This window comes from Neisseria sp. LACPHL-SPEC-2024-00856, assembly GCF_047915665.1.
Taxonomy (GTDB): domain Bacteria; phylum Pseudomonadota; class Gammaproteobacteria; order Burkholderiales; family Neisseriaceae; genus Neisseria; species Neisseria polysaccharea.
The window spans coordinates 33,237-59,687 of the sequence record NZ_JBLRPR010000009.1 but is presented as its reverse complement, the minus strand read 5'-3'; the positions used below and the strand labels follow the sequence as shown (position 1 = coordinate 59,687).

Genomic DNA, 26,451 nt, shown 5'->3' with positions numbered 1-26,451 from the left:
GGCATTTCCGTGTCCGTTGTTACAGCAATACTTTTTCCACGCCGCCGTTGTTGGCTTTTTTGACGAACTCGTCCAGCCAGTTTTCGCCGAGGATGTGTTTCGCCATTTCGATGACGATGTAGTCGGCAGGCATATTGTTGTCGTCGGCGTAGCGGCTCAAGCCTTGCAGGCAGGCGGGGCAGGAGGTGAGCATTTTGACGGGTTCGCCCTGCGGCAGTTCTTTGAGGTTTTTCTCGATTTCCTCTTGTTTGCGGAACTTGACTTGTGTGGCGATGTCGGGGCGTTTGACGGCGAACATGCCGGACTCGCCGCAGCAGCGGTCGCTTAAAACGACTTTCTGCCCCATCAGGCTGCTGGCCATTTGGGTGGCGTTCATGGTTTTGATGGGCGTGTGGCAGGGGTCGTGGTAGAGGTATTGCTGACCTTGCACGCCGTTCAGTTTCACGCCTTTTTCAAGCAGGTATTCGTGGATGTCGATGATGCGGCAGCCGGGGAAGATTTCCTCAAAACGGTATTTTTCCAGTTGGTCGTAGCAGGTACCGCAACTGACGACGACGGTTTTGATGTCGAGGTAGTTGAGGGTGTTCGCCATACGGTGGAAAGCCACGCGGTTGTTGGTGCTCATTTCTTCGGCTTTAGCCTTATTGCCGCCTGCGTCTTGCGGATAGCCGCAGCACATATAGCCGGGTGGCAGGACGGTTTGTACGCCGACGTGCCAGAGCATGGCTTGGACGGCAAGCCCGATTTGGCTGAACAGGCGTTCCGAACCGCAGCCCGGGAAGTAGAACACGGCCTCGGCATCTTCCGGCGCGGCGGGGTTGCGGATGATGGGGATGCTTTTGCCGTCTTCGATGCCCAATAAGGAGCGCGGTGTTTTGGCGGGTACGTTTTTGGGCAGGGGGCGGTTGATGAAATGGATAACCTGTTCTTTAATCGGGGCTTTGCCGACGGTTGCCTTGGGTTCGGCTTTTTGCTTTTTAGTGCCGATCGGAAGAAGTTTGCCGATTTTGTAGGCAAAGTTCTGCGCGGGGAAGCCGGTCTGTATCATCGCGGCGCGAAGGGCTTTGATGGTTTTCGGGCCTGTGGCGTTCAAAAATGCCATGCCCATCGATGCGGCGGGTGCAAAGCGTTTGTGACCGGAATCGGCAAGGTAATTGCGAATGGCCACGGTTACGTCGCCGAAGTCGATGTTGACGGGGCAGGGTTTGACGCAACGGTGGCACACGGTGCAGTGGTCGCCGATATCCATGAGTTCTTCAAAGTGTTTGATGGAAACGCCGCGGCGGGTTTGCTCTTCGTATAAGAAGGCTTCGGTCAAGAGCCCCACGCCGAGGATTTTGTTGCGCGGGCTGTACAGCAGGTTGGCGCGCGGGACGTGGGTAGAGCAGACGGGTTTGCATTTGCCGCAGCGCAGGCAGTCTTTGACGGAATCGGCAATGGTGCCGAGGTCTGATTTTTCCATAATCAGAGATTCCGCCCCCAAAAGCTCGAAAGACGGCGTATAGGCGTTGCGCAGGTCCGAGCCTTTCATCAGTTTGTGACGGTTGAAGGTGTGTTTCGGATCGACTTGGTTTTTGTAGTTCCAAAACGGTTGCAAATCTTCATCGGTCAGAAATTCGAGCTTGGTAATGCCGATGCCGTGTTCGCCGGAAATTACGCCGCCGAGCGAACGGGCGATTTTCATAATGCGTTCGACCGAACGATAGGCCGTCTGAAGCATTTGGGCGTCGTCTGAATTGACGGGGATGTTGGTGTGGACGTTGCCGTCGCCGGCGTGCATATGCAGGGCGACGAAGACGCGCCCGCGCACGGTTTTGGCGTGGATTTTGCTCAAGCCTTGGATAATTTTGGTATCGGTTTTGCCGCTGAAGATTTCAGAAAGCGGCTTCATTACGTCCGCTTTGACAGACACACGCAGGCGGAAATCGCGGAAAGCGGTGAAGCAGCTTTCATTGTCTTTGGCTTCGGGCGCGGCGTGGACGGCTGCGCCGTAGCGGGCTTTGTAGTCGACAAGCGGCGCGTCTAAGTTATCAAGCAGCCATTCCCAACGCGCTTTGACGGCAGAAACGTGGGCTAGGGCGTGTTTGCCGCGTTCGCCCAACAGTTCGGCAGTTGGCAGGTCTGTTCCCATTTTGTCGATGGGGAGTTTGCCGGATAGATATTGCTCCAAGGCGGCACAGAGTTTAAGTTTGTTTTGGATGGAAAGCTCGATGTTGATGCGTTCGATACCGTCCGAATACTCGCCGAGCCTTTCGAGTGGGATTACTACGTCTTCGTTAATTTTAAAGGCGTTGGTATGTTTGGCGATGGCGGCGGTGCGGCTGCGGTCAAGCCAGAAGGTTTTGCGCGCTTCGGGAGATATGGCGATAAAGCCTTCGCCGTCGCGGGCGCGGGCAAGTTCGCAGATGTGTTCGGCGGCTGCCTCTACGGCGGCTTCGTCGTCTGAAACCACGTCCGCCAGCAAAACCATTTTCGGCCGTCCCTTGCCCGCCGCTTTGGTGGCGTAGCCGACTGCGCGGACATAACGCCAGTCCAAATGTTCCAAACCCGCCAGTCGTACGCTTTCATGGGCAAGCAAAAAGTCGCGGATTTCGACAATAGATGGCGTGGCGGTGGCGACCGTACCGAAAAACTCCATACACACGGTGCGCGTGTGTTTCGGCATTTTGTGCAATACGAAGGCGACGCTGGTGATGATGCCGTCCGTGCCTTCTTTCTGCACGCCGGGCAGGCCGCTCAAGAATTTGTCGGTAACGTCTTTGCCCAAACCGACTTTGCGGAATTTGTGTCCGGGGATTTCCAAGCGTTCGGTTTTTACGATATTGATGCCGTCTGAATCCAGCGTGTGAACGTCAAACACGGCGGTTTCTTCATCGTGGATTTTGCCAAAATTGTGGCGCACGCGCTCGATACGCAGCCATTCGCCTTGAGGATTGACCATGTTCCAGTAGGCGAGGTTGTCCAAGGCAGTACCCCACAGTACGGCTTTTTTGCCGCCCGCGTTCATCGCCACATTGCCGCCCACGCAGGACGCGTCGGCAGAAGTCGGATCAACGGCGAACACCAAGCCCGCCTGATGCGCGGTTTCTTCCACCCGCCGCGTAACCACGCCCGCGCCGCACCGGATAATCGGATGCTTGCCGTCCAAGCCCGCCAGCTCAACGTATTCCACGCCGCGATGCTTGTCGAGTTTTTCGGTATTGATGACTGCGCTGTTTGCATCCAAAGGTACTGCGCCGCCGGTATAACCCGTACCGCCGCCGCGCGGGATAATAACCAAGTCCAATTCGATTAAGGCACGCACCAAAGGCGCAATTTCTGCCTCGGTATCAGGATTAACGACAACAAACGGATACTCCACGCGCCAGTCGGTCGCATCGGTAACGTGCGTTACGCGCGCCAATCCGTCAAACATGATGTTGTGCGGCTTGGTAATTTTGCTTAAGCGTTCCAAAATTTGATGGCGTTTTTGGCTGGTTTCATCAAAACTGCTATCAAAACGCTCCACTGCTTTTTCTGCTGCGGCAACCAACACATCGACTTGCTGATTGTCGTCGCGGCGTTTGCGGATTTCATTTAAGCGGTGGCGCATTTCACGTACCAGCGCGGCGCGGCGTTTCGGGTGCTCCAGCAAATCATCGATCAGATACGGATTGCGCACGACCACCCAAATATCGCCCAATACTTCAAACAGCATTCGTGCCGAACGCCCCGTCCTGCGCTGTCCGCGCAGGTCTTGCAGGATTTGCCACGCTTCGTCGCCCAATAATCGGATGACGATTTCGCGGTCGGTATAAGAAGTATAGTTGTAGGGAATTTCCCGAATACGCTGCGGGGCGGTAGTCGTGGTCATGGTGTGTCCGTGTTTGGCAGTTTTTATTTGAATGCCGTCTGAAAAGTCGGTTTCAGGCGGGTTTGAAAAGGCGATAATGTAGTTCAATTTTTGATATTTTTCAATGCCGAAACAGGAAATACCCTTATAGAAACAAAATAACGCTTTGAGAAATTGTTGACAATATTATCGGATGATAAGTTTCAGATGCCGTTTCCGGCGTATGACCGCATCAAAACGGTTGAGTTTTTCCCAAAAACCGCTATAATGTGCGGCTTCTTGAGGCGGGTCTCCCCGCATGGCAAATCAGAACACCGGGTCAGGGGCGGAAGCCAGCAGCCCACTCCGATGCGCCAGTGCCGGGGGTTTGGCCCGCCGCCCTATTTGAAACGCCGGAGCTTCGATGTTCCGGCGTTCCCGTATTGCACCGATGCCGTCTGAAAGCCGTTCAGACGGCATTTTCTTTACTTTGCCATAACGCATCATTACAATGTATCCATACAGGCCAATGAAGAACCGGCTTCATAAAAATGAAGTATGGTTCAGTTTCAAGTTTATGACGAACAGGAAAGTTTGATTAAAGACTAAAGGAGTAGGCAAATGAAAAAACTTCTAATGATAACCCTTACCGGTATGCTTGCAGCTTGCGCAACAGGTGTCAATGTCGGCCGGCTGATGGTTGAAATGCCGCAGGGAGAACGTTCTGTCGTTGTGCAGGTTCCCGCGACAAATAACCCGCTTTCCGATGCGGTGGCTGTCGGAATGATTAAAACATCCGGCTCGCCTTCGGCATCAAATATGATTGAAATGCTCGGCGCGGACAATATCAACGTCGGCGTGGTGGGAAGCAGCCAAATGCTTAATAAGGCGACCGCACTTTATTCCTTAAACCATGCAAAGAAAGTCGGAAACAATGTCAGTGTCTATATGATGGGCGACAGCGAAAGCGACAAGGCCGATCTGGAAAACGCGGCAAATGCCAAAAATATTAAATTACATTATTTCTTTAACCAAAAATAATTTGCAGCGTGCAACTTGCCGCACCAAAATATTCAAATTGAACATACGGCGGCGTACCGGGTTTTGCGCCGCCGCTTATCCCGATAGGAGAGTACCGTGAACGCCTCGCAATTAATCAGCAGCCTGACCCAAACCGTAGGCGAAAAATACATCATCACCGACCCCGCGAAAACCGAACAATACCGCCAAGGCTACCGTTTCGGCGAGGGCAGGGCGTTGGCGGTGGTTCGCCCCGGGACCATTTTGGAAATGTGGAAAATTCTGCAGGCGTGCGTCGAAGCAGACGTGATTGTGATTACGCAGGCGGCGAATACTGGACTGACCGGAGGCTCGACCCCCGACGGCAACGATTACGACCGCGACATCGTGATTGTGAACACCATGCGGATGAACATCATCCAAACCATCAACAACAACGAACAAGTCGTCTGCCTGCCCGGCTCTACCCTGAACCAGCTTGAATTGCTGCTGAAACCTTTGGGGCGCGAACCGCATTCGGTCATCGGCTCTTCCTGCATCGGCGCGTCCGTTTTAGGCGGTGTGTGCAACAACTCCGGCGGCGCGTTGGTACAGCGCGGTCCGGCCTACACCGAAATGGCGTTGTTCGCCCAAATCAACGAAGAAGGCAGGTTGGAACTGGTCAACCACTTGGGCATAGACTTGGGCGACACGCCCGAAGAAATCCTGACCAACCTGCAAGGTCATCATTATCAAAACAAAGACATCAAACAAGACGCGGGCAAAGGACACGACCACGCCTATTGCGAACACGTCCGCCAAGTGGACGAACCGACTGCCGCGCGTTTCAACGCCGACCCCGCCCGACATTACGAAGCGTCCGGTTGCGCGGGCAAACTGATGGTTTTTGCCGTCCGTTTGGACACCTTCCCGCAAGAAAAACAAACTGCCGTGTTCTACATCGGCACCAACGACATCAACGAACTGACCGACATCCGCCGCGCCGCCTTGGGCGAATTTGAAAGCCTGCCCGTTTCCGGCGAATACATCCACCGCCACGCTTTCGACATTGCCGACGTGTACGGCAAAGACACGTTCTACGTCATCAAAAAATTCGGTACGCACCAACTGCCGAAATTATTTGATTTGAAGGCGCGTGTGGATCGATTCGGCAAAAAAATCAGCTTCCTGCCCAAGCATTTTTCCGACAAGGCCATGCAGTTCGTCAGCAAATTCCTGCCCGACCACCTGCCCAAATCCATGCGCGATTACCGCAATAAATACGAACACCATTTGATTCTGAAAATGGGCGGGAAAGGCGTGGATGAGGCGCGCGCGTTCCTGAAAGAGTATTTTTCACACCACGGCGGCGCGTTTTTCGAGTGCAACGCCGAAGAAACCCAAGCCGCGATGCTGCACCGTTTCGCCGTCGCCTCAGCCGCCATCCGCTACCGCGCCGTGCATGATGATGAAGTGGAGGACTTGGTCGCGCTGGATATCGCCCTGCGCCGCGACGACCGCGACTGGTTTGAAAAACTGCCGCCGAAAATCGACAATAAAATCATCCATAAACTCTACTATGGACATTTCATGTGCCACGTTTTCCATCAGGATTACATCATCAAAAAAGGCAACGACTGCATGGCATTGGAACACGAAATGCTGCATCTTTTAGACCAACGCGGCGCGCAATATCCTGCTGAACACAACGTCGGCCATTTGTACGAAGCCAAGCCCGCGCTCAAACAGTTTTACCGCAAACTCGACCCGACCAACAGCTTCAACCCGGGTATCGGCAAAACCAGCAAAAAGAAAAACTGGGCGGAATAAGCGCGTCCGCTTTGAAGGCAGGCAATGCCGTCTGAAGGCAAAACGCCGTTCAGACGGCATTGTCGGGTTTGAAGTTCCCCGTCGGGTAATCGCTTTCAAGCCGTATGCCGGCACACGGGCGCGCCCCCTCTCAAATAAAGTCTGATCCTACCGCCCCAAAGGGCGGGGTTTCAACCGAAAAGGAAACACGATGAAACCATACAAAATCTACACCCATCCCGCCCTGCCGCCCCAAGCCGTCAAACAAGGCTGGTCGTGGCCGGGCCTTTTGTTCGGCACGCTGTGGGCGTGTTTCAAAAGAATGTGGGGTTTGGGGCTGGGGCTGACGGGCGCGATATTCGTGCTGGCGGTGTTTGCCCAACTGGTTTACGGCGACACGCCCGCCACAGACTCGGCGTTTAACGTATTGGGTTTGGCCGTTTCTGTATGGTTTGGGGCGAGAGGCAACAATCTTTATGCCCAACACCTCCTGACGCGCGGTTACACCGAACTGCCCGAAACGGTTGAGGCAGCCAATCCCCAAGCCGCATTAGCGCAATATTTCGGGCGCGAAGGCCGATAAGCGCGTTTTCTTTTCCATCATGCCGTCTGAAAAATGTTCAGACGGCATTTCTTATAACTTTTCGTTTGCAGCACATAACCAATCAGTCTTTCCCATTTCATTCCGAAATGCGTACCATGCGTCCATCCCTTCAATAATATTGCAAACAAGGAAAGAAACATGGCACGTTTAACCGTACACACCCTCGAAACTGCTCCCGAAGCCGCCAAACCGCGCGTAGAGGCCGTACTTCAAAACAACGGCTTTATCCCCAACCTTATCGGCGTGTTGGCCAATGCCCCCGAAGCTTTGGCGTTTTACCAAGAGGTAGGCAAGCTCAACGCCGCTAACAGCCTGACCGCAGGCGAAGTTGAAGTCATCCAGATCATCGCTGCCCGTACCAACCAATGCGGTTTCTGCGTGGCAGGACACACCAAACTCGCAACCCTGAAAAAACTCCTGTCCGAACAATCCGTCAAAGCCGCGCGCGCTTTGGCGGCAGGCGAATTTGACGATGCCAAACTCGGCGCGCTCGCCGCCTTTACCCAAGCCGTAATGGCGAAAAAAGGCGCGGTATCCGATGCCGAACTCAAAGCATTTTTCGATGCGGGCTACAACCAGCAGCAGGCAGTCGAAGTCGTAATGGGCGTAGCCTTGGCAACTTTGTGCAACTACGTCAACAACCTCGGACAAACCGAAATCAACCCCGAATTGCAGGCTTACGCCTGATACGGCAAACCGCCCGAATATCGGGCGGTTTTTCAACCCCCCCCCTCAAACAAAAACAAGCCGCCTAAGCGGCAGGGAAGCAGCCGCGCATCAGGCGCGCCTCCGATTCCCCCGCAAACCTTAAGGAACAAAGATGAACGCCCAAACCCTGATTGCCAACGTTGCCGAACTCGTCAAAACCAAGCTCAAACCCATAGTGGACGACATCGACCGCAAAGGATACTACCCCGAAGCATTTATGCGCGAACTCGGCGCAATCGGCGGATTCGGCGCAGTCGGTACAGAAGCCGAAGGCGGCAACGGCTTGGGTTTGGCAACGCAAATCGCCGTCTTGCGCGAAATCGGCAAAGAATGCGGCGCAACCTCCTTCAGCGCGTGGTGTCAGGCGGCTTGCGCGTGGTATCTGCATCAAACGCCCAACCAAGCCGTCAAAGACAAATACCTCGCCGACATCCTGCAAGGCAGAGTATTGGCAGGTACGGGTATGTCCAATACCGTCAAACACCTTGCCGGCATCGAAAAACACAACCTCCAAGCCGAACGCGTGGAGGGCGGTTATACAGTCAACGGCGCGTTGCCGTGGGTGTCCAACATCGGCGAAGACCACATTTGGGCAAATACCGCCCAAATCGGCGGCGGCTACGTTATGTTTATCACCGGCGGACAATGGGAAGGCGTAAGCCTGCAAAACTGCCCCGAATTTTGCGCCCTCGAAGGCACGCGCACCTTCAGCCTGAACTTCAAAGACGTATTTATCCCCGACGAAGACATCATCGCCGCGCCCGAACAGTTTGCCGACTACATCCAAAGCATCAAAGCAGGCTTCATCCTCCTGCAAATCGGAATCGGCGCGGGCGTGATAGACGGCAGCCTTGGCATCATCCGCCTCGCCAACGTCGTCAACGCCGAAGTCAACAGCTATCTCGACGACGGCTACGACAGCCTCAAAGCAAGGTTGGACGGCGCGTGGGCAGAAACCGAACGGCTCGCCGGCTTGGCGTGGGACGGCGCGCCCGACAACCTCGCCACCCTCAAGCTGCGCGAAGCCGCCGCCGTACTGGCACTTGCCGCCGCCCAATCCGCCGCCCTGCATTCCGGCGCGAAAGGCTACCTGATGCGCAGTCCCGCCCAAAGGCGCGTCCGCGAAGCAATGTTCGTTGCCATCGTAACCCCCGCAATCAAACACCTACGCAAAGAAATAGCGGCAATCGAAGCCGCAAAATAAACAGGCGGAAAATGCCGAAACCCCCACCGCGTCATTCCCGCGAAAGCGGGAATCCAGCCCCCAACGCAACAGGAATCCATCGGAAAAAACAGAAACCCCAAAACCGTCATTCCCGCAAAAGCGGGAATCCAGCAAACGAAAAATCACAGGAATCCATCGGAAAAACAGAAACCAAACAGACTAGATTCCCGCCTGCGCGGGAATGACGCGGGAGCGGGGATCGTCATTCCCGCAAAAGCGGGAATCCAGCCCCCTAACGCAACAGGAATCCATCGAAAAAACCGAAACCTCCAAACCGTCATTCCCACGGAAGTGGGAATCCAGTAACCGAAAAACCACAGGAATCTATCGAAAAAAACCCCAACCCCCAAAAAAACCGGGCGGATACCTCACCATCCTCCCAAACCCTGATTTATAGCGGATGAACAAAAATCAGGGCAAGGCGGCGAAGCCGCAGACAGTACAAATAGTACGAAACCGATTCACTTGGTGCTTGAGCACCTTAGAGAATCGTTCTCTTTGAGCTAAGGCGAGGCAACGCCGTACCGGTTTTTGTTAACCCACTATACAAAAAACAAGGAAACACAAATGGCGCAATATATGTGCGGCCCATGCGGCTGGATTTACGATGAAGAACACGGCGACCCCGAACACGGCATCGCCCCCGGGACAAAGTTTGAAGACATCCCCGACGACTGGAAATGCCCCGAATGCGGCGTAGGCAAAGAAGATTTCTACCTGTTGGATTTCGTGATATAGCGGCAGCCGAATCCCTCGGAAAATCCCAGCGTTCCGCCTACGGCGGCAGGGAACACCGCTTTATCCCTTTCAGCCCGCCAAGCCGTGTTGCACAGATGCGACACGGCTTTTTCCTTTCCGTCGTCTAAATGTAAATTTTCGGCAAAAAACGTCAAAAATCACCCCCCCCCCGAATTTTCGTAAAAAAGTGTAATCCCTTTGATCATAAGGGAATGTTGACAATTAGAGCGATTCTCCTAGGCTGACTTTCGCAATACAATGGGATTGTCAATAATTGTGTATGGTCGTTTGCCGTCCGGCGGCCGGAAACGTCAAAAGCGCGGGCGGTGTATTGCAAGCAGAGAGAATCAATGAACAAAATCTTCCGTGTCATTTACAACCGGGCAACCCAATCTTGGGTGGCAGTATCCGAATTAACCAAAGCACACAAAAAACAAAGCTCATCGAGTGCCAAAAAAAGTGCGTCCGGCTCTTCAGCGAACCTTATTAAATCTTCAGCCATCGCATTGGCATTATTAAGCGGTCATTCGGCTTATGCGGCATTAAATGATGCTGGAACAGGTAGTGGAGCAGTTGCTCAAGGAACAGGGTCTGTTGCGGCTGGAGGAGATTCGGTAGCGATAGGAGCGTCAGCAAATTCAACTGGAAGTAGAACGATAGCTATAGGGAAAGATGCAAGCACTGGTAAAGATGACGCTATAGCGATAGGAAACGGAGCGAAAGCAGAAAACCCAAATTCTGTAGCTATCGGTAAGAGTGCTATTTCTAAACATAATAATGCTGTAGCTATCGGTATAGGCGCAAAAGCACTTGGTCCTACGTCTTTGGCATTGGTACTGGGAGCGAAAGCTACAGGTGACGATAGTTATGCCATAGGCGTTGAAAGTGAATCCATTGGAAAGATGTCAATAGCTTTTGGTCAAAAAAGTAAAGCAAGACAACAGTATGATCTTGTTTTTGGTACAGAAGCTAATACTCGAGATCAAGGTCAAGGTCATAGTATTGCCATTGGTTATGGTGCTATGTCGGGAACTAACAATGCTGGGAAAAATCTTAATGGTGGAGATGCTGGCGGTGTAGCTATTGGTACCGGTGCTTATACAGGAGTAAATAAAGATGATGGGCGTTCTGTAAATTCTTCTGTTGCTATAGGAGCCGGTGCCGGAGCAGGATTTAGAAACTTAGATGCTAATAAAATGCCTGCCTATAATAGGACCGATGTTGACTCTAATGAGGACGTGCTGAAAAAAGCGTTTGGTGTTAAAGATGTTGCGGATTATCAAAAAATAGCAGGTGGTACTAACGGATACACAAATGTAGATATTAATGAAGCCACAGCGTTAGGTCGTAATGCACGTGCTATCGGGGACCAATCTGTGGCAATAGGCGCTCAAACTATTGCAGGTATGGGTGCTATTGCTTTAGGTGGAAATGATATTACTCAATTTGCAAATAAAAAATATTATAAATCAACAAAAGAAAATTTTGCTGTTACAGAAACAGAAGATCATAATCAAGATGCAGAGATATCTAAGGACACGATTAGTGATGCATATAAGAGACTTGTTGATACCAAGTTAGATACAAAATATAAAGCAACGTATGCACAAGATGGTTCCGTAGTATTAGGAGCACAAGCTCATTCAGGAACACCATTGGGAACGGCACTTGGTACGAATGCTTTGGTGCGTAAAGGTGCTTTCGGTGCAACGGCAATCGGTGCGGGTTCACAAGTTCAAGCTAATGCCGAAGCGGCGGTAGCCATCGGTATGGGATCTTTTGCCGATGGTAAGTATGCAGTGGCGGCAGGTACGGCTTCTTTGGCAAAAGAAGGCGATGTGGCAATCGGTTATAAAGCTAAGGCAACCGGTAAAGAAGGTGCATTGGCAATCGGCTTGGGCACTAACGCGCGAGGCGATTCCTCTATTATGATTGGCGGTGCGGATGTTGAATCAGCCTCTAAACAATCCACAACTTTTGAAAAAGCCATTGGCGTAAATGAAAAAGGTGGTGTAATTGTAAAAGATGTAGTTGAGAAAATTAATGGTAAAGAGGTTACTCGCCATTATACTTTCGCGGCGACTAAGACGACAACAGGTACCGTTGCAGCAGCCTTTCAAGAGCTGACTGGGCACGCTATGGACGTATCCAGTCTTGACTTTAGCAAGGCTGAAAATAAAAACGGTCATGCTTCTACTTCTCTAGGGGTGCATTCTTTAGCCAAAGGTGATTTGGCAACAGCCATCGGTACAAGTGCGCGTGCCGATGTTATCGGTTCTTTGGCATTGGGTACAGGGGCGCATGCAACCCTTCAAAATGCCGTTGCAATCGGTACGGGTTCTACTACTGAGTTGCTGGGTACGCGCCAATTAAGTGTGAACTACGACAGCGAAGGCAATATTGTTTCCGATGACTCAAAGGATATTGCTTATACATTTAAATGGGCGGGCGGCACTAACACCTCTGAAGGCGACGTCGTGTCTTTCGGTAGCTCCGGCGCAGAACGCCAATTAAAAAACGTGGCGGCCGGTCGCGTGGCGGAAGATTCTACCGATGCCATCAACGGCTCCCAGTTAAACTCCATCACCAAAAAAATTGCAGCAGGTTTTAACACAAGCGGTAATGTGGTAACGGGATCTTCAGGTGAATTCACATCTAAAAAAGCAAATACAAATTCCACGGATGAGGCTTATGAAACCGCAATCCGTTCACAAGATAAAGTCCAACTCCAAGTCGGCAACAACTTGAAGTTAGACCGTGATGAAACCGAAGTTGAAATTGAAGTTCAGGATGATTTTGATAAAACCAAAAAAGTTAAAAAGAAAGTCAAAAAAGCTGATTTTGCCTACAGCCTGAACCCTGTATTAACCAACCTGACCAGTGCAGAGTTTAAAGCCGACGGCAAACCGACGGTGAACATCAGTTCAGACGGCATTACCATTACGCCCGCTGCGCCGACGACCGGCGGTGAGCAAAAACCGAATGTTAGTCTGACCGAAAACGGCTTAAACAACGGCGGCAATGCGATTACCAATGTAGCCGGCAACCTAAATGGTGCGAAAAAAGATACAGATGCACCGACAACTAAAGCAGACAAACCGAATAATGTAGATGACATCAAAACCAATGCGGCAACCGTAGGCGATGTATTGAATGCAGGCTGGAACTTGCAAGAAAAAGGCACGGCAAAAGATTTTGTTACCGCTTATGACACCGTTAATTTTATTGACGGCGAAGGCACAAGTGTATCTGTTGAAAATACAGATAATAAAACCAGTAAAATCAAATACAGCGTAAATCTCGGCGATGGTTTGGAAAAAGATGCTACGACCAACAAAATTAAAGCCAAAGCAGGCAATGGTGTGACTGTTGGTGCAGACGGCATTAAGGTCAATACCGGCAAAGGCCTCAAAATTGATGCGGCTGATAGCAACAAAGTTGCGGTTGATACCGATGATAAAACAATCACTGTCGGCACAGACGGCAAAGTGAAGGCGGTGACAGGCTCGACCGAAACGGTTACAGATACTAACAAAGGTACTGATGAAAAAGCGGGTCAAGTGCGTCCTGTTAAAGCAGATAAAGGCAAACTGGCGACAGTTGATGCGGTGGCAAATGCCGTCAACAATGCCGCGTGGAGCATTACGTCCGGTACCGACGGCGGCAGCTTCGCAACGTCCGGTCATACCAAAACCACCGAAAAAATCAGCGCGGGCGGCAGCGTAACCTTTAAAGCGGGCGACAACCTGATAATCAAACAGGCAGGTACGAACTTTACCTACTCGCTCAATCCGATTTTAAGCGGGCTGACATCGGCAGAGTTTAAAGGCACAGGTGAAAATGCGCCGATCACCAAGCTGACCAATGCAGGCATTACGGTGACAAAACCGGCAGATGCGGTTGCAAATACGCCGGAGAAAACGGTAACGCTGAATCAAGACGGCTTGAACAACGGTGGCAATGCGATTTCTAATGTGAAATCTAATCTTCCTGCTACTAAAAATAGCGATACTGCAAATACAGCAGCTGCGCCAAGTAATGCCACGAAAACTCAAGCAGTGCCAAATACAACGAATATGAAAGGCACAGATTATGTCAATCCAAACAATGCCGCTACCGTGGGTGACGTATTAAATGCAGGTTGGAACTTGAAAGGCAAGGGCACAGCGGTTGACTTTGTAAAAGCCTACGATACTGTGGATTTTGTGGACGGTGATGGTACAACTGCGTCTGTTGAAAGCAAGGATGGTCAAACCTCGACAGTGAAATACAGTGTAAACACCACGACAATCACAGCCGATACAGCTAATGCAGGTAAGGTTAAAGCAGAAGGAACAGGCAATACATTTGCAACAGCAGAAACGGTAGCAAGTGCGATTAATGATGCCTATTGGAAAGCAGCGGCTTCAGGTAATGGTGCAACAACGGATGTAGCAGACAATGTGAAAGCTGGTAATACGGTGACCTTTAAAGCAGGCAAAAACTTAACGGTTACACACAACAATACGAATAAATCGTTTGAGTTTGCAACCACTGATACACCGGAGTTTAGCTCTGTTCAATTCGGTAATAATGGTCCGAAAATCACCAACGACGGCAACACAATCAAAGTTTCCGGCGCGAATGGCACTGATTCGGTCAAAATCACCAATGTTGCTGACGGTAAAGACGACAATGATGCTGTAAACGTAAGCCAATTAAAAGCAAGCGGTTGGAATATTGCGGGCAACGGCAAAACCAAAGTCGATACAATCAATAAAGACGACCAAGTGAACTTCTTGGACGGCAGTGGCACAACCGTAACTGTTGAAAAAGATAAAGGTGCAAACGGCAAAGAAAACGGCAATGTCAACGTGAAATACGATGTGAACGTTGGCAATGGTTTACAGAAAGATACGGCAAACAATACTATTTCTGTAAAACCAGCGGATAGCACAATTACCGTTGGTACAGATGGCGTAAAAGTAAACACGGGCGATATTGCAACGGAATCAACAGGTAAGGCAACAACTGCACTAGATAAAGCGATTGCAGAGGCGACCAAGGAATTGGCTGAAGCGACCGAGGCTGGGGATGCTACTGCACAGCAAGCGGCACAAACAAAACTTGAAGCTGCAAATAAAGCAAAAACTGATGCGGGCAAACAGATTGCGACGGTAGAAAATGTCACTGAAGCCATCAACAAGGCGGGTTGGAATGCCATTGCTGCTAAAACTGAAAATGGAGAGGTGTCAGGCGAAGCAACGCAACTTGTGAAACCGGGCGAAACCGTTATATTTGAAGCAGATAAAAACATCAAGATTGCTCAAAATGGAAGTAAATTCACATTCTCGACAAAAGATAATGTTGAATTTAAATCTGTCAAAGTCGGCGAAGAAAAAGACGGCAAAAAACCGGTCAGCCTGACAACTGAAGTGGCAAAACCTGCCGATAATAATCAGACAGGAAAAGCCCCGACGACCGCGTTGAATATCAGCAGCGGCGCGGGTAAGGACGCGAAACCGACGCAAATTACAGGCGTAGGTTCGGTGTTGAATATGGAGACAAAGGCCGACCAACGACCGAAATTGGTTAATTTAGGTACAGCTCACGGTCAAACAGCATTAGACAATAACATACTAAACTCTGCCGCCACTGTGCGCGATTTGGCGAATATGGGCTGGGTAGTTTCATCTAATAAAACAACCGATGGAACAGGCGAATATAAAGATGTAGTGAAAAACGCTAACGAAGTGAAATTCGTCGGCACAAACGCCGCCACAGTATCGGGTAAAACCGAGAACGGCGTACGCACCATTACCGTTGATGTGAAAGTGCCTGATGTTAAAACTGCCGAGCTGGTTTCAAGCACCGACGGTTCTGTGATTGCGCCGTCAACTGATCCCGCGCTCCAAAAAGCATTAAAAGATGCAAAAGACGAGTTGGTCAGATTGCCTAACACTGCAACTAAAGCGAAAAAAGAAGCGGCTGAGAATAAAGTCAAAGATGCCGAAACGGCATTAAATAATGCTTTGGATGACAAAGGTGTTGCTACGGCTAAAAACGTTGCGGATATGATTAACAATTCCGGCTTCACGCTGAAAACATCCAAAGCTGAAGGCGGCAACAAAGATACCGCATCGGTAGGCAGCGAAGTCATCAACCCGGGTAAAACCGTTGAAATGGTCGCGGGTAAAAACTTAACTGTGAAACAGGATGCGGGCGGCAAAGTAACTTACAGCTTGAATCCGGAATTAATTAACCTGACCAGTGCAGAGTTTAAAGCCGACGGCAAACCGACGGTGAAAATCAGTTCAGACGGCATAGTCATCACGCCGAACAGCAAAACTTCGCCTACCGTCAGCTTGACCGAAAACGGCTTAAACAACGGCGGCAATGCGATTACCAATGTAGCAGGTAATTTACCGAGCACTAAAAATAATGATGCTGCTGCAACAGACCCAAGTAATGCGACTAAATCTCAAGCAGCCCCAACTTTAGGAAATACTGCAAATCAGGTAAATCCAACGAATGCAGCGACAGTATCTGACGTATTGAACGCTGGTTGGAATTTACAAGGTAATGGTAATGCTGTAGATTTTGTAAAACCATACGATACTGTGAACTTCGTCAATGGCGATGGCACATCTGTCGCTGTGGAAAGTGAAGATGGAAAAACATCTACTGTGAAATACAGCGCAAACCTTGGCGATGGTTTAGAAAAAACCGGCGACAATAAAATCAAGGTGAAAGCAGCAGATAAGTCTTTAGAAGTAACAAATGAAGGCGTTAAAGTAAAAGCTGCCGATAACACCCTTACAACCGATACCAACGGCTTAAAAGTTAATACCGGTAGTATCACTACAGCAGCCGTGCCGACAGTAACTGCGGGCGATGAAAACAAAATCGCTACCGTAGGCAACGTGGCAGATGCCATTAAAGCGGCTGCTTGGAATGCAACTTCGGCTGCCACAACAAGCGGTGAAAATACGGGTACGAAAGTTCAGCCAGTGAAAGCGGGCGAGACTGTGACGTTTGAAGCGGATAAAAACATCAAGATTGCCCAAGCTGATGGTAAATTCACTTTCTCAACAAAAGATAATGTTGAGTTCAACACAGTGAAAGTAGGTGCGCCAGAAACTTATAAGGATGAGAATGGTCAATCAGTCGTGAAAGCGAATGATGGTAAATTCTATCCAGCGAGTAAGGTGGTTAATGGTGTGCCGAATAAAGGTGCCCAAGAAGTTCCGGCTGATAAGGTGAAAGCTGAGAATCCTCAAGTGTCTTTCACAAGAAAAGATGCGAAACTAGCTGAGAATAATGATACAGGTAAAGTGCCTAGCACAGCACTAGATGTGTCTTCAACGGATGGCAAACCGACTCAAATTACGGGTGTGGGTTCTACTCTGAACGTTAAACCAGTGGATACCAATCCGAATGGTACGGCGACAACGGGTAATGCACGTCCTAACTTGATTGATTTGGTAGGCACAGACGCTAAACCGGTAAATAAAAACGCGGCGGCTACGGTAGGTGACTTACAAAATATGGGCTGGAAAGTATCGTCAAATAAAGCGACGGGTGCAGAAGGTGCATATTTAGATGTGGTGAAAAATGCGAATGAAGTGAGATTCGTTGGCGAAGGTACGGCTATCGTATCGGGTAAGACAGATGGCAATGTGCGTACGATTACGGTGAAAGTGGATGACCAAGTATCTACGAACAATGCGGTAACGCCAGTGGTTTATACCAAAGCGGATGGCACGAAAGTATATCCAGTTAAAAATGCGCAGGGTAAGATTGAGTATCACACAACGCCAGATGGTAAAGGTGCGGGAGACCAAAAGGTAGATGACGGTGACGTTATTACATCCGTTAATGGACCAGAAGGTACAACTAAACCAACTACCTTGTCTAATGTAGCTGGCAACCTAAATGGTGCGAAAAAAGATACAACTGTGCCGACAAACGAAGCAGCTAAACCGGATAATGCAGACACTATCAAAAATAATGCTGCAACCGTAGGTGATGTATTGAATGCAGGTTGGAATTTACAAAATAATGGTACAGCGAAAGACTTCGTGAAACCATTCGATACTGTGAACTTCGTGAACGGTGGTAATACAACAGCTGTTGTTACAACTAAAGCAGATGGCACAACAAGCGATGTGACTTTCAACGTAACAGGCTTGCCAATCGCTACGACAATTGCAACACCAGATGGTCCAGTTCAATTGACTAAAGTGGGCGATAATTACTATCCTGTGAAAGCTGATGGCACTCCGGATATTAAAACGGATACAGACGGCAATCCAACAAATGGATATGTGAAAGCTGACAATGGCAACTACTATCCAGCAGGTGATGTGACATTCACAAAAGATCCAGCTACAAAAGTGACTACTGTAACACCCAAAGACGGTAAACAACCTGTTACATTTGGTAATAGCTTGACTAACCCTAATGTGGTGAACACAACGGATGCACCGAATAAAGCGGTAGCAGTGCCAACTACATTGAATAATGTGAAAGGTAACTTACCAACAGTTAACGATGCTGATAAAACAGCCCATGACGTAGATGGTGCGCCAATTGCTGATAAAAGCAATACCGCAGCACCAATCACAGCAGCAGATGCAGCTGACTTGTTAACCCCTATGAAAGATGGAGCAGCAAATCCTAAATTCGTAGGCAACAACGCAGCTACTGTATCTGACGTATTGAATGCAGGTTGGAACTTGCAAAACAATGGCACTGCGAAAGACTTCGTAAAACCATATGACACTGTAAACTTTATCAATGGTGCCAATACAACTGCGGTTGTAACAACGAATGCAGAAGGTACTGCAAGCACTGTTACATACAATGTAACAGGATTGCCTGTAACATATACAACAGCAGATGGCACACCAGTATCTAAAATTGGAGATAAATTCTACAAAGTAAATGACAAAGGTCAACCAATCGATGAACAAGGTAACCCAAGCACGAAAGTGAACAACAATGGAGAACCTATCGACGGTAATGGCAATGTGATCAAGCCAGTAGATACTTCCACAAATCCATTGAGCACTAACTTAGTCAATCCAAATGTAACTGAGCCGAATAAGAAAACGACTTCTCCTACACAATTAGGAAATGTCACATCTGGCTTACAAAAATATGGTGATCAAGTGAATGGTGCGGATGTACCAGGAACAAACGATAAAAACCGTGGTTTAGTTGATTTGTCTAAACCTGCCACAGGGGAACCTAAAGTAAGCGACAACACAGCCGCAACTGTAGGTGACCTACGTAACATGGGTTGGATTGTATCTGCAGAAAAAACGACTGGTGATTTGACTAAGGAGTACTCTGACACAGTGAAAAATGCAAACGAAGTGAAATTCGTAGGCGAAGGTACAGCGACTGTTACTGGTAAAACAGATGACAAAGGTGTACGTACAATTACTGTCAAAGTAGATGACCAAGTGTCAACGAATAATGCGGTAACGCCAGTGGTTTATACCAAAGCGGATGGCACGAAAGTGTATCCGACAGGTAAGAAAGATACAGCGGGTAACCTAATTTTCAATACCAAAGCGGATGGTACTGGCGATGATGTTCCAAATACAGATGTCATCACTTCTGTGAACGGACCAAAAGGTACAATAAGCCCAACTACGTTGTCTAATGTAGCAGGCAATCTTGAGGGTGCAAAAGCAAATACTAATGCACCAACGACCAATGCAGCAGCGCCAAATACAACAGATGCGGCACAACCAAATTATGTAAATACACATAATGCGGCGACTGTAGGCGATGTATTGAATGCAGGTTGGAACTTACAAAACAATGGTGCAGCTCGTGACTTTGTGAAACCGTACGATACCGTGAACTTTATCAACGGCAAAGGTACCGTCGCTGTAGTAGAAACTGCAGGCGATGCGACCAGCAGCACCGTGAAGTTTGATGTGGATGCGGGTGAAATTACTGCGGACAAAGCCAAACCAGGTGCGGTAAAAGGTCCTATTACTGCAGATGAAGCGAAGAGACTTGCTGATAATTTAGCAAATGCGCAAAACGCAGTAAACAATTTGGCACCAGATGCAGATGAAGCAACGAAAAAAGCTGCTCAAGATGCACTTAAAGCAGCCCAAGCTGCGGCAGCTCCATTGAACAAAGTGGCGACTGCCCAAAACGTTGCGAATATGATTAACAACTCTGGCTTTACGCTGAAGACTTCTGCAACTGCCGACGGTAAGAAAGATGACGCATCGACAGGCGACGAAGTCATCAACCCGGGCAAAGCGGTTGAAATGATTGCAGGTAAAAACTTAACCGTGAAACAGGATGCAGACGGTAAAGTCACTTATGCGACTGCAAGCGATGTCGTGTTCAACACTGTCAAGGTCGGCGCACCCGAAACCTATCGGGACGACCAAGGCAACACGGTTGTCAAGGTGGACGGCAAGTTCTACAAAGCAGACAATGTGGAAAACGGCAAGCCGAAAGATGATGCGGTTGAAGTTGCCGGTGGCAATGTTACGACCATCAATCCGCAAGTCAACTTCGCCCGCGAAGATGCCAAACCTGCGACCAACAACGGTACGGATGCGAAGAACCAACCGTCTTCCGCGCTGAACATTAGTTCGACTGACGGTAAACCGACGCAGCTGACCGGCGTAGCTTCCAGCCTTAATGCTGCCGAAAAAGTCGAAACCGCGCCGCAAGGCAAAGACGGCAACAGAAGCGATGTCTATCTGGTTGATTTGAACGGTAAGAATTCTCCGGTGAACAAGAACGCCGCCGCAACTGTAGGCGATTTGCAAAATATGGGCTGGGTGGTATCGACCAAAGACGGCAACGGCTATACCGATGTTGTGAAGAACGCCAACCAAGTGGACTTCAAAGGCAGCAACGGCATCGAGGTGCGCGGAAGCACCGCCGCCGACGGCACACGCGTGATTACCGTGTCTGCCAAAGAAGGCGAGGTGACCAACAAAGTCGAGATAACCAAAAACGACGGCTCGAAAGTCAAAGCGGTCATTATCGACGGCAAATACTATGAGCGCGATGAAAACGGGAAGCCGAAGACGGATACGAATCCGGGTACGTATAAGGAAATTCCCGCTGCGGATATTAAATCGGCAGACAATGGCGGCTCGGGCTTTGTAACCGGCAATACGGTCGCCAATGCAATCAACGATTCGGGATGGAACGTGGGTTTGGCAGATGGGAAAAAGGCAAAAGCCGCATTCGCAGGCGGCGGTAAAGCCTTGTCCAAAAGTGATCTTGAAAAAGTCAATCCAGACGACAACCTCCGCTTCGCCGACGGCAAAAACACCAAGGTCAAGGCTGCGACTGTGGATGAAATCAATAAGGACGGCAGGAAAATCACCAATACTTATGTGAAATTCGATGTCGAACTGCCCATCGGTCAGATTGAAAACGTTTCCCGCGATGCGGAAGGCAACGCAGTGAAAAAAGTCGGCGATAAATGGTATCCCGCCGATCAGGTTAAGGAAGACGGCACGCTGAAAGACCCGGTTAATTCGACCGCGCTTTCCGACGAAGAGGCGGAAAAGGTTGCAACGGGTAATGTGGCGGCAATGGATCCTGGAAATAAGGGAGACAAGTATAAATCTGCCAATCAGGTCGAAAAAGGTCTGACAACGGTACAAATGGGCGAACTTGCCGGCAAACAGGCCGCAGCCGCCGAAGCGGCGAAACTCAAAATCGAAAACCTGCTGAAAAATCAGCCGAAAGATGTTGTTGATGCCGTCGCCGAGGTCGCTGTAAAAGCAGCGAAAGACGAGGCGAAGGCGCAATATCTGAAAGAGAAGGGTTTGGATAAGGGTACGGGCGGCACGGTCATTTCCAATTTGGCGCGCGGTACTGCGCCGGGCGATGCCGTAAACGTCGATCAGCTGCAAAACAGCGGTTGGAATTTGGATTCCAAAGTAGTTAAAGGTTCTTCGGGCAAAGTCATCAGCGGCAATGTTTCGCCGAGCAAGGTAAAGATGGATGAAACCGTCAACATTGATGCCGGCAACAACATCGAGATTACCCGCAACGGTAAGAATATCGGCATCGCCACTTCGATGACCCCGCAGTTTTCCAGCGTTTCGCTCGGTGCGGGGGCGGATGCGCCCACTTTGAGCGTGGATGGGGACGCATTGAATGTCGGCAGTAAGAAGGACAACAAACCCGTCCGCATTACCAATGTCGCCCCGGGCGTTAAAGAGGGGGATGTTACAAACGTTGCACAACTTAAAGGCGTGGCGCAAAACTTGAACAACCGCATCGACAATGTGGACGGCAACGCGCGTGCGGGCATCGCCCAAGCGATTGCAACCGCAGGTTTGGTTCAGGCCTATTTGCCCGGCAAGAGTATGATGGCGATCGGCGGCGGCACTTATCGCGGCGAAGCCGGTTATGCCATCGGCTACTCCAGTATTTCCGACGGCGGAAATTGGATTATCAAAGGCACGGCTTCCGGCAATTCGCGCGGCCATTTCGGTGCTTCCGCATCTGTCGGTTATCAGTGGTAAGGGCTTTTTCGCCTGTCTGCTGTTGGGGCAGGCGGAAGGTTTGAAGGGAAGGGCGGCGATTTGCCGCCCTTTTTATAGTGGATTAAATTTAAACCAGTACGGCGTTGCCTCGCCTTAGCTCAAAGAGAACGATTCTCTAAGGTGCTGAAGCACCAAGTGAATCGGTTCCGTACTATTTGTACTGTCTGCGGCTTCGTCGTCTTGTCCTGATTTTTGTTAATCCACTATATTTGGGTGTGCCGCATTTTCAACCTATGCCGTCTGAAAGGGCCTTCAGACGGCATAGGTTTGCATGGGACAAAAGGATCGGCCTGCTTTATCGGAATTTCCCTGACGGCTGAGTTCTGCTTTGAAGGACGGGAAGGTTTGGTTTATTGGCTTCTTTCTAATTCGGGCAAGATACGGGATGTGTTTCATCCAGTATTGGTGTTCCACGGAGAACCCTTCGGCTGACTTTGGACATTCCGATTCCTGAAGTAAAAAAGCCGATAAAACATCTGTATTGGAGCAGGAAATCTGGTGTCCATTCCGTGTTGTTGAGCAGGGCATTTCTTTAAAACGGCAGGTCAGAAGCGGTAGTTCAAACCGAAGACAAACTCTCTGCCGCGTTCGTAGAACGGTACACGCCCGTCGCTGTCGGGGAAGCGTTGGCTGTGTGAACGGTATTTTTTGTTGCCGATATTATTGACGGCAAAGTTGACGTTCATATTGCCTTTGCCTAAAGGCTGCCGGTTGGCATAAATGTCATGTACGCCGTAGCCGCTTTTAAGGGATTTGACTGTACCTTTTTTATTAACATATTGTTTTATTAGGAATTTATTATATCCTTACAATATTGTTTTTCTATAACCTTTAAAAAGGATGCAATATGCTTTTGATAAGTTAAAGTCGGGAAGCTGTTTTCAAATTTTATAGTGGATTAACAAAAACCAGTACGGCGTTGCCTCGCCTTAGCTCAAAGAGAACGATTCTCTAAGGTGCTGAAGCACCAAGTGGATCGGTTCCGTACTATCCGTACTGTCTGCGGCTTCGTCGCCTTGTCCTGATTTTTGTTAATCCGCTATATTGTGAGAAGCTGGATGACGGATGAGGGAAAAATAAATGCCGTCTGAATCTTCAGACGGCATCGGGAGATGATTTTCAGTTCTCGGCTTCCGGTTCGGTTACACTGGAAATTACAGAAGCGTCGGAGAGTTCGGATTCGGATTCGTCTTCGGCAACACGTTCCAGCGATACCAAGGTTTCGCCTTCATCCAAGTTAATCAGTTTCACGCCTGCTGCGGCGCGGCCGGTTTCGCGGATTTGTTCGACTTTGGTGCGGATAAGCACGCCGCCGCTGGTAATCAGCATCAAATCGTCGGTTTCGCCGACCAAGGTTGCAGCGACCAAATCGCCGTTTCGTTCGCCGGTATTGATGGCGATATTGCCTTGTCCGCCTTTGTTTTTGCGGCTGTAATCGGCAATCGGGGTGCGTTTTCCGTATCCGTTGGCGGTGGCGGTTAAAACTTGCAAACCGCTTTCTTCGGTTTCAGGAGCGAAGGTAATCAGGCTGACGATTTTGCCGTCGGTGGGCAGGCGCATACCGCGCAAACCGCCGCTGCCGCGGCCGGACGGGCGAACACCGTGTTTGCCGCTCGGCAGGGCGTTTTCGCTGTCGGCGGTTTCGTCTTCGATGCCGTCTGAAGTTTCGATGTCGGCATCTTCCGCTTCGCCGTTGTCGGATTTTTCCCAGTATTCGTTGAAGCGTATGGCTTTGCCCAAGTTGGAGAACAGCATGATGTCGTCCGCACCGCCTGTTTGCGCGGCGCCGACGAGGTAGTCGCCTTCTTTGAGCGCGATGGCTTTAATGCCTTGGGCGCGGACGTTTTTAAAGGCGGAAAGTTGGACTTTTTTCACCATTCCCTGCGCGGTGGCGAAGAAGACGTATTGGTCTTCGGGAAACTCGCGTACTGCCAAAATCGCGCTGACTTTTTCGCCTTCTTCCAACTGGATGACGTTGTTTATCGGACGGCCGCGGCTGTTGCGTCCGCCTTCGGGCAGCTTGTAAACCTTAATCCAGTGGCACTTGCCTAAATTGGTAAAGCACATCAAATAATCATGCGTGTTGGCAACAAACAGGGTTTCGATAAAGTCTTCGTCTTTGGTGGCGGCAGCCTGTTTGCCGCGTCCGCCGCGACGCTGCGCCTGATAGTCGGTGGTCGGCTGGGTTTTGATATAACCGCCATGTGTCAGGGTAACGACCATTTCGCGTTGCGGAATCAGGTCTTCATCGGCAATGTCGCCGCCGAACGGGTTGATTTCGCTGCGGCGTTCGTCGCCGAAATTGGTTTTGGTTTCTTCCAATTCTTCGCGGATGATTTGGGTGATGCGTTCCGGCTTTGCCAAAATGTCCAAAAAGTCGATGATTTTTGCCATAATGTTTTTGTAGTCGCCGACGATTTCTTCTTGGTCGAGACCGGTCAGGTTGCGCAAGCTCATACGCAGGATGGCGTCGGCTTGGATTTCGCTCAGATAATAGCCTTGTTCCTGTAAGCCGAGGTTGGCGGGCAGACCTTCGGGACGCGCCATGCGCAGGTCGAGGTCGGTACGGCTCAACATGTCTTCCACCAAGCCGCTGCGCCATGCGCGGGACAGCAGTTTTTCTTTGGCTTCAGGCGCGTCAGCGGATTCTTTAATCAACTGAATCATCTCGTCGATATTGGACAAGGCGACGGCTTTACCTTCGGCGATATGGCCTTCATGACGCGCTTTTTTCAGACGGAACAGGGTGCGGCGGGTAACGACTTCGCGACGGTGGCGCAGGAATTCCGCCAAAATCTGTTTCAGGTTCAGCAGGCGCGGCTGACCGTCCACCAAGGCAACCATGTTGATACCGAAGCTGTCTTGAAGCTGGGTGAGTTTGTAGAGTTGGTTTAAAACGACTTCGGCGTTTTCGTTGCGTTTCAATTCGATAACGACGCGCATACCGGATTTGTCGGATTCGTCGCGCAGGTCGGATACGCCTTCCAAGGTTTTTTCGCGCACCAGTTCGCCGATTTTTTCCACCAGCTTGGCTTTGTTCACCTGATACGGGATTTCGTCGATGATGATGGCTTCGCGTTCGCCGTTTTTGCCTATGGGTTCGATATGGGTCTTACCGCGCATAACAACGCGGCCGCGACCTGTTTTATAGCCTTCGCGCACCCCGCTCAAGCCGTAGATGGTTGCCCCAGTCGGGAAATCGGGGGCTTGCAGGATGTCGATCAATTCGTCGATTTCGGTTTCGGGTTCGTCCAAAAGACGCAGACAGGCGTTGATGGTGTCGGTGAGGTTGTGCGGCGGGATGTTGGTCGCCATACCGACGGCGATACCGGACGAGCCGTTGACCAACAGCGCGGGGAAGCGGGTCGGCAACACCAGCGGCTCGTGTTCGCTGCCGTCGTAGTTCGGGCCGAAATTGACGGTTTCTTCTTCGATGTCCGCCAGCATTTCGTGGGCGATTTTCGCCATGCGGATTTCGGTATAACGCATCGCTGCCGCGCCGTCGCCGTCAACCGAGCCGAAGTTGCCCTGACCGTCAATCAGTACATAACGCATCGAAAAATCCTGCGCCATGCGTACGATGGTGTAGTAAACTGCGGAATCGCCGTGGGGGTGGTATTTACCGATGACGTCGCCGACGATGCGCGCCGATTTTTTGTAGGCGGCATTCCAGTTGTTTTTCAGCTCGTGCATGGCATACAGCACGCGGCGGTGTACGGGTTTGAGACCGTCGCGCACGTCCGGCAGCGCGCGCCCGACAATCACGCTCATGGCGTAATCGAGATAGCTTTTGCGCATTTCGTCTTCAAGGCTGACGGGCAGGGTTTCGAGGGCGAATTTGTGGTCGTTGCGGATGGTTGCGTCGGTCATGGTTTCAATGTTTCGTATGGCAAAAAATTGTTGCTTATTTTAGCATATTTCAACATGAAACGGTGCGGCGGCCGGATATGCCGTCTGAAAGGCACGGGCAAAATGCGGCGAGAAGCGTCCGGCTTCCACAAATTTGTACAGGCGGCATTTCAGA

The 26,451-nt window shown here is 50.3% G+C and carries 9 protein-coding genes, 1 other RNA gene and 1 pseudogene; 8 read left to right on the top strand and 3 right to left on the bottom strand.

What is annotated here, in order from left to right; all coding sequences use genetic code 11:
- Nucleotides 1–19: 19 nt before the first annotated feature.
- Nucleotides 20–3,853, bottom strand: coding sequence for a DUF3683 domain-containing protein (locus ACNAU7_RS08500; protein ID WP_416301963.1), 3,834 nt, complete (start codon nucleotides 3,851–3,853; stop codon nucleotides 20–22).
- 262 nt (nucleotides 3,854–4,115) lie between these two features.
- On the opposite strand from ACNAU7_RS08500, the gene ffs reads away from it, so the two are divergent.
- The 8 genes from ffs to ACNAU7_RS08460 all read left to right on the top strand — a co-directional run bounded on the left by ffs (nucleotide 4,116) and on the right by ACNAU7_RS08460 (nucleotide 22,406).
- Nucleotides 4,116–4,212: signal recognition particle sRNA small type (ffs, locus tag ACNAU7_RS08495), an RNA gene on the top strand.
- A gap of 220 nt (nucleotides 4,213–4,432) precedes the next feature.
- The gene (locus ACNAU7_RS08490) at nucleotides 4,433–4,852 is read left to right on the top strand and encodes a hypothetical protein (protein ID WP_301669056.1); all 420 of its coding nucleotides are present in this window, start codon (nucleotides 4,433–4,435) and stop codon (nucleotides 4,850–4,852) included.
- Nucleotides 4,853–4,948: 96 nt separating this feature from the next.
- Nucleotides 4,949–6,640, top strand: a complete 1,692-nt coding sequence (gene dld, locus ACNAU7_RS08485) for a D-lactate dehydrogenase (protein WP_416301952.1) — start codon at nucleotides 4,949–4,951, stop codon at nucleotides 6,638–6,640.
- A gap of 190 nt (nucleotides 6,641–6,830) precedes the next feature.
- On the top strand, nucleotides 6,831–7,202 hold the full coding sequence (locus tag ACNAU7_RS08480) for a DUF2628 domain-containing protein (protein ID WP_416301951.1): 372 nt from the start codon (nucleotides 6,831–6,833) through the stop codon (nucleotides 7,200–7,202).
- A 159-nt stretch (nucleotides 7,203–7,361) separates the two neighbouring features.
- Nucleotides 7,362–7,910: a carboxymuconolactone decarboxylase family protein gene (locus ACNAU7_RS08475; RefSeq protein WP_416301950.1), complete on the top strand. Its 549-nt coding sequence runs from the start codon at nucleotides 7,362–7,364 to the stop codon at nucleotides 7,908–7,910.
- 133 nt (nucleotides 7,911–8,043) lie between these two features.
- Nucleotides 8,044–9,135: an acyl-CoA dehydrogenase family protein gene (locus tag ACNAU7_RS08470; protein ID WP_308031799.1), complete on the top strand. Its 1,092-nt coding sequence runs from the start codon at nucleotides 8,044–8,046 to the stop codon at nucleotides 9,133–9,135.
- Nucleotides 9,136–9,723: 588 nt separating this feature from the next.
- On the top strand, nucleotides 9,724–9,894 hold the full coding sequence (locus ACNAU7_RS08465; RefSeq protein WP_002217326.1) for a rubredoxin: 171 nt from the start codon (nucleotides 9,724–9,726) through the stop codon (nucleotides 9,892–9,894).
- 350 nt (nucleotides 9,895–10,244) lie between these two features.
- Nucleotides 10,245–22,406 carry a YadA-like family protein gene (locus tag ACNAU7_RS08460; protein ID WP_416301949.1) on the top strand — a complete coding sequence of 4,054 codons (12,162 nt, stop codon included), beginning with the start codon at nucleotides 10,245–10,247 and terminating at the stop codon, nucleotides 22,404–22,406.
- Between the two features lie 566 nt (nucleotides 22,407–22,972).
- Here the strand turns inward: ACNAU7_RS08460 and ACNAU7_RS08455 are convergent.
- A pseudogene (locus ACNAU7_RS08455) lies at nucleotides 22,973–23,182 on the bottom strand (TonB-dependent receptor); the annotation flags it as partial.
- Nucleotides 23,183–23,546: 364 nt separating this feature from the next.
- Nucleotides 23,547–26,297, bottom strand: a complete 2,751-nt coding sequence (gyrA, locus tag ACNAU7_RS08450; RefSeq protein WP_416301948.1) for a DNA gyrase subunit A — start codon at nucleotides 26,295–26,297, stop codon at nucleotides 23,547–23,549.
- Between the last annotated feature and the right edge of the window lie 154 nt (nucleotides 26,298–26,451).

What these genes read in the sequence shown, in the direction of transcription:
- ACNAU7_RS08500 (WP_416301963.1), bottom strand. Translation starts at nt 3,853, where the DNA reads ATGACCACGACTACCGCCCCGCAGCGTATTCGGGAAATTCCCTACAAC.
- ACNAU7_RS08480 (WP_416301951.1), top strand. Translation starts at nt 6,831, where the DNA reads ATGAAACCATACAAAATCTACACCCATCCCGCCCTGCCGCCCCAAGCC.
- gyrA (WP_416301948.1), bottom strand. Translation starts at nt 26,297, where the DNA reads ATGACCGACGCAACCATCCGCAACGACCACAAATTCGCCCTCGAAACC.
- ACNAU7_RS08465 (WP_002217326.1), top strand. Translation starts at nt 9,724, where the DNA reads ATGGCGCAATATATGTGCGGCCCATGCGGCTGGATTTACGATGAAGAA.
- ACNAU7_RS08470 (WP_308031799.1), top strand. Translation starts at nt 8,044, where the DNA reads ATGAACGCCCAAACCCTGATTGCCAACGTTGCCGAACTCGTCAAAACC.
- ACNAU7_RS08460 (WP_416301949.1), top strand. Translation starts at nt 10,245, where the DNA reads ATGAACAAAATCTTCCGTGTCATTTACAACCGGGCAACCCAATCTTGG.
- ACNAU7_RS08475 (WP_416301950.1), top strand. Translation starts at nt 7,362, where the DNA reads ATGGCACGTTTAACCGTACACACCCTCGAAACTGCTCCCGAAGCCGCC.
- ACNAU7_RS08490 (WP_301669056.1), top strand. Translation starts at nt 4,433, where the DNA reads ATGAAAAAACTTCTAATGATAACCCTTACCGGTATGCTTGCAGCTTGC.